Below are 6,011 nucleotides of genomic sequence, written 5' to 3'. Positions count from 1 at the left end.
CCCCACCGCCTACGAAGCCACCCGATACCAACCAGTCGATCAGGTAGCGTGACAACACCTCATCGACCCTGTCCGTCAAAACGGGGCAACCCCATGATCGACGAACTCCGGCGTATGCGGGAGGACTGCGAGCCCAAGTCGAACCAGAACTCGAGGTACTGCGCTATTCGAACGCAGTAAGCGCCTTGCGATGGCTCATCGACGACCTGGCCAAAGAAGACCGAACGGCCTGATCCCATCCGAGGCGACGCTCTCTCCCACCGCCTAGCGGCATGAGAGTGCGTTGAGCTGGGCTTCCACGGATTGGCTCGTTGGGGGCGGAACGTTTCGGGCGGGCGGTCCGATGCTCTCGTGAGGGTGTTGGTTGCCGAGGGTGGGACGTTGTTGATGGGAATAGCCGGTGGTGACCCGGTTCGGGTGTTCATCTCATATGCGCATGGGTCGGATGAGCACGTTGAGCGGGTGCGTGATCTGTGGATCTTTCTTCGTGCGCAGAGGATCGATGCGAAGCTGGACCGGGCGGCGGCGCAGCGGCGGCAGGACTGGGCGCTGTGGATGGCTGATCAGGTCCGGGAGGCTGATCACATTCTGATCGTGGCGTCGGCGGCGTATCGAGAGCGCGCTGAAGGTCGCAGCGGGCCTGATGTGGGTCGTGGGGTTCAGTACGAGGCGCGGCTGATCCGGGATGCCTTCTACGCGAACCAGGACAATCTTGACCGGTTCGTGCCGGTGGTGCTGCCCGGTCAGTCGAAGGCGGGTGTGCCGGACTTCCTGACACCGGCGACCAGCACCGTGTACACCGTTGACGAGTTCTCCGTTACGGGGATGGAGGCGCTGCTGCGATTGCTGCTGAACCAGCCCGAGGAAACCGAGCCTCCGCTGGGTCTGCAGTCGCCCGTGTTCGGCCGGCGTGATCACAGCCTGTCGTTGCCTGCTCAGCAGCTGGCCCATGAGTTCGCGTTGCGGCTTAGTGTCGCGGGGAACGGTCAGGTGCGGACCGAGACGCTGCTGGCGGGGACGGTGCTGGGTGAGCAGACGGCGGTGTTGCCGCCGGGCCTGGTGGCGTGGCAGGCGGAGCTGGCCAGTCCGACGGGCGATGCACGGTTGGTGGTCCTGGGGCAGGCGCTGTGGCGTGCGTTGCTCGACGATGCGACGAGCGCGCGGCTGCTGGAGCTGATCGACCATTCCCCGTGGGGCAGTGTGGTCGACGTGGTGGTGGAGCTGCCGGAAGAGGTGTCGTGGCTACCGGTGGAGTTGCTGCAGCTGCCGGATGGCCGGCTCGCGGCGACGGCGCCGGGGGTGCGGTTGTCCCGCAGGCTGGCTGGAGTGCAGAGGCCGCCGGCGGCGGCGTTGCCGGGGCCGTTGAAGATCCTGGCCGCGGTCGCCGCACCGGAGGAGACGCTGACGTCGAGTCCGCCGCTGGATGTCGAGGCGGAGATGCAGGCGCTGCTGGACGCGGTCACCGATCTCGACGCCGATGACGGGGTGGCGGCGCAGGTCCGGATCCTGGAGGTCGCGTCACTCGCGGAGATCGGGCGTGCGCTGGCCGCGGATCAGTACCACGTGCTGCATCTGTCCGCGCACGGCTCGGCGACCACGGTGGAGCTGGAGGACGAGGACGGCCATCCGGTGACCGCTGACGCGGACCGGCTGGTCGCAGCGTTGCGCGCGGGGGAACGTCCGTTGCCGCTGGTCGTGTTGTCCAGTTGCCGCGGCGCCGAAACGGGCACGGCCGGGCTGGCGGCCGCGCTGGTCCGGCATGGCGCCGATCGGGTGGTGGCCATGCAGGCCTCGGTCACCGACCGGTTCGCGACCGCGCTGGCGCGCGAGCTCTACCACCAGCTAGCCCGTGACGTGGGCATGACGGTGACGCAGGCGCTGGCGGCGGCCCGGCGCGAGGTGAGCGAGCACCTCGCCGAGCAAGCACGCAAGGCCAGGGACCGGATGCCGCGGCCGGAAGCCGTGGTACCGACCTTGCTGTGCGGCGGCGCTGACCGAGCGCTGCGCGATCCCTCCCAGCCGGAGCAGCCGCTGCGCCGGATCACCGCCGCTCCGACCGGCACGGGCGGCGTGCGGGAGTTGCCGGTCGGGTATCTGATCGGACGCCGCTCGGTCCTGCGTACCGCGGCGGCGGTGCTGCGGCGCACCGCCCAGGATCGGGAACAGGTCGGGGACTGGGCGGGGCTGGTGCTGACCGGGATCGGCGGGATCGGCAAGACCGCGGTCGCCGGCCGGATCCTGGCCCGCGCCCGCGAGCAGGGCTGGGCGATCGCCGAGCACGTCGGCGTGTGGAACCCGGCCGCGTTGACTGCCGACGTCGCCTCGGCACTGGCCGAGCACGGCCACAGCGAGCTCGTGGACGCGTTGCGCGACCGCGGACACGACGACACGACGAAGTTGTCGCTGGTGCTGACCGCGTTGACGCGGGTGCGGCTGGTTGTGCTGTTCGACGACTTCGAGCAGAACCTCACCGCCGCCAGCGAGTTCCTCGATCCCGGGTTCGCCGAGATCTTCACCGCAGTATGCGATCACGCCCAGACGGGACGGGTCCTGGTCACCTGCCGCTATCCGATACCCGGTGCCGAGTCCGTCCTGCTGCGACTCGAGCTGCCTGCCCTCACGCCCGCAGAACTGGGGCGGCTTCTGCTGCGGCTGCCCGCACTCCGCGATCTGTCCACGCAGGACAGAAAACTGGTGGTCAGGACGATCGGCGGCCATCCCCGTCTGATCGAGTTCCTCGACGTCCTGCTGCGCAAGGGCACCGCGGCGGGATTCCGGCACGTCACCGGCAAACTGCACGCACTGGCCGCGCGCGAGCACATCGATCTCACCGCACCCCGCGACCTGACCACCGGGATCAGCAACGCCGTGCGGCTGGGCAGCCGTGACATCCTGCTCGACACGATCACCGAAGAACTCACCCCCAACCAGCGCGAACTCGCCCACCAGGCCGCACTAGCCCGCGCGGCCTTTACTGCGGAGGACCTCGCCCGCACCCAGCACGACACCGACCCCGCTCGCGACGAGCTGGCGGCGACGGTGCGTGACGTCGAGCGGCTGCGCGATTTCACCCTGCTGTCGGCCACCTCCGACGACCATCTCCTCATGCACCCGTGGGTCGCCGGATACTTCACCCACGGCCAGGCCGGCGCCGACACGATTACGCGACACCAGCGTGGCGCCGCGATGCGGCTGCGCCGGCTGCAAGCCGGCCGCGGCGGCTTCGACGACGTCGTGGACCTCATCCGCCACCTCGCCGGCAGCCACAACTACGACGATGCCGTCGATGCTGCGTTCCAGGGATGCGATGTGGTCGGTGGAGAAGTCGCTGTCGCGGCACTGCTGGCCGAGGCTGTCCCGCTCATCCCCACCAACCATCCCGACTATCTCGTGCTCGCTGACCGAGAGTGCACCGCCCTGCGAACCATCGGCCTCACCAGCGCGACCAAGAACCGGCGCCTGCATCAGCTGGCGATCTCGGAGCGGTTGGCGGCGACTGATTCGAGTAACGCCAACTACCAGCGAAACCTCAGCAACAGCCACGAAAGGCTAGGGAGTTTGACGGTGGCGATGGGTGACATCGCGACCGCACGCGAGCACTATCAGACTGGTCTCGACATCGTGGAGCGGTTGGCGGCGGCCGACCCAGGCAACGCCCTGTACCAGCAAGACCTCACCATCAGCCACAACCACCTGGGAGACGTGGCGGTGGCGATGGGTGACATCGCGACCGCACGCGAGCGCTTCCAGGCCGCTCTCGACATCACCGAGCGGTTGGCGGCGGCCGACCCAGGCAACGCCGCCTACCAGCGAGACCTCAGTATCAGCCACGAAAAGCTGGGGAACGTGGCAGTCAGGATAGGTGAGGTCGCGACCGCACGCGAGCACTACCAGGCCCGTCTCGACATCACCGAGCGGTTGGCGGCGGCCAATCCGGGCAACGCCCTGTACCAGCGGGACCTCAGTATCAGCTACGGAAGGCTGGGGGACGTGGCGCTGGCAATCGACGCCATCGCGACCGCACGCGAGCACTACCAGGCTGGTTTCGACATCACCGAGCGGTTGGCGGCGGCCGACCGGGGCAACGCGCTGTACCAGCAAGACCTCAGTATCAGCTACGACAGGCTAGGGGAAGTGGCGGTGGCGATGGGTGACATCGCGACCGCACGCGAGCGCTTCCAGGCCGCTCTCGACATCACCGAGCGGTTGGCGGCGGCCGACCCAGGCAACGCCGCCTACCAGCGAGACCTCAGCAGCAGCCACGAAAAACTGGGGAACGTGGCGGTGGCGATGGGTGAGGTCGCGACCGCACGCGAGCACTATCAGACTGGTCTCGACATCGTGGAGCGGTTGGCGGCGGCCGACCCGGGCAACGCCCTGTACCAGCAAGAGCTCAGTATGAGCCATAACCACGTGGGAGAAATGGCGGTGGCGATGAGTGAGGTCGCGACCGCACGTGAGCACTACCAGGCCGCTCTCAACATCGTGGAGCGGTTTGCGGCGGCCGACCCCGGCAACGCCGCCTACCAGCGAGAGCTCAGTATCAGCCACGAAGCGCTGGGGAGTTTGGCGGTGACGATGGGTGACATCGCGACCGTACGCGAGCATTACCAGGCTGGTTTCGATATCACCGAGCGGTTGGCGGCGGCCGACCGGGGCAACGCGCTGTACCAGCGGGACCTCAGTATCAGCTACGGAAGGCTGGGGGACGTGGCGCTGGCAATCGACGACGTCACGACCGCACGCGAGCACTACCAGGCTGGTTTCGACATCACCGAGCGGTTGGCGGCGGCCGACCGGGGCAACGCCCTGTACCAGCAAGACCTCAGTATCAGCTACGACAGGCTAGGGGAAGTGGCGGTGGCGATGGGTGACATCGCGACCGCACGCGAGCGCTTCCAGGCCGCTCTCGACATCACCGAGCGGTTGGCGGCGGCCGACCCAGGCAACGCCGGTTACCAGCGAGACCTCACCGTCAGCCAGGAACGCCTGCACGATCTTGATAAGCATCGCTGACCTTCACAACATGGCAGAAAACCTCGCGCGCTAGCTACTCGAACGGTTGGCGTCCTCAGGTCGTGAAGGGGGTTGCCCTCAATAGCGATGGTGCCCCCTGTACTCAAGTTCGATGGTTTCGACCGTGCGCTCATCGGCAGAAGCGGACGTTCGAGGGTTGTCGCTGTCACTGGCCGTAAGAGAAACGAAGATCAGGTGGTTGAGCCACCGTCGAAGAGGCCCTGTCTTGCTTCGGTCGGGGCGTCGTCGGATGTGAGCAAGGTGAACCTGAGGGAGGTCTCTGCGCCCGCAGTGGCCGCCGGCGCGAAGTGCACCTGATCGCGTGGCCTGCCCGGCCACAGTGATGACCACACGACTCGGTCGGGTTTGTCTGCTTCCAGGAGCCTTGGGGGCGACTTCGTCGGGCAGCAAGCTGAGCCATGGACGAGTTTTTGGCCGATGCGGCTCCACGAGTGACTCTCAGACGACCGAGGGTGGTGCCGGTAGCCTGCGCGCCCTCGAACCGATCTGGATCATCCCGTCAGCGTAAGTCGATCTACCTCGACGTACACCCGGCATCAGGCGATAATGATCATTAGCTGCTTGTGCACATCACTTGGGGGTCTTGTGAGTCTTAGTCCGCGTGAGGTGTTTCTCCGGCTTGTTCACGGGGTCGCCGACGGGAACTCGAGCGAGTTGCCTGACCTGTACGGCGAGGTCACCGATGTCCGGCATCCGATGGCGACGCCGGAGTCCGAGCCGTTGACGAATCGGCGTGCGCTCCGGGAGCACTTCACGGTACCGCCGGAAATTCGGGAGTCCTTGCCGAAGAGGAGTGTTGTCGATGTCGTCGTCCACGAGACCGCCGATCCTGAAGTGATCGTCGCCGAGTTCGCCTACGAGTTCACGTTGGCGGACGACTCCAGGTCCAAGGTGCCCTGCGTCTTCGTCATGCGGGTGCGGGACGGTCAGATCATCGAGTCTCGCGACTACATCGACCCGATCCGTACGTACAC

At 66.9% G+C, this 6,011-nt stretch carries 1 protein-coding gene and 1 pseudogene; both read left to right on the top strand.

Annotation, left to right across the window (positions count from 1 at the left end):
* The first annotated feature begins 387 nt into the window (after window positions 1–387).
* Window positions 388–5,016 (top strand): CHAT domain-containing protein, encoded by a 4,629-nt coding sequence (locus ABZ345_RS47275; protein WP_359862314.1) that lies wholly within the window; start codon window positions 388–390, stop codon window positions 5,014–5,016.
* Between the two features lie 675 nt (window positions 5,017–5,691).
* Window positions 5,692–6,011: pseudogene (locus ABZ345_RS47270) on the top strand (hypothetical protein); the annotation flags it as partial.

Source organism: Lentzea sp. NPDC005914 (genome assembly GCF_040629405.1).
Lineage (GTDB): Bacteria > Actinomycetota > Actinomycetes > Mycobacteriales > Pseudonocardiaceae > Lentzea.
Note: the sequence above shows the minus strand (reverse complement) of the source record. Positions and strands in the feature narration are given on the sequence as shown.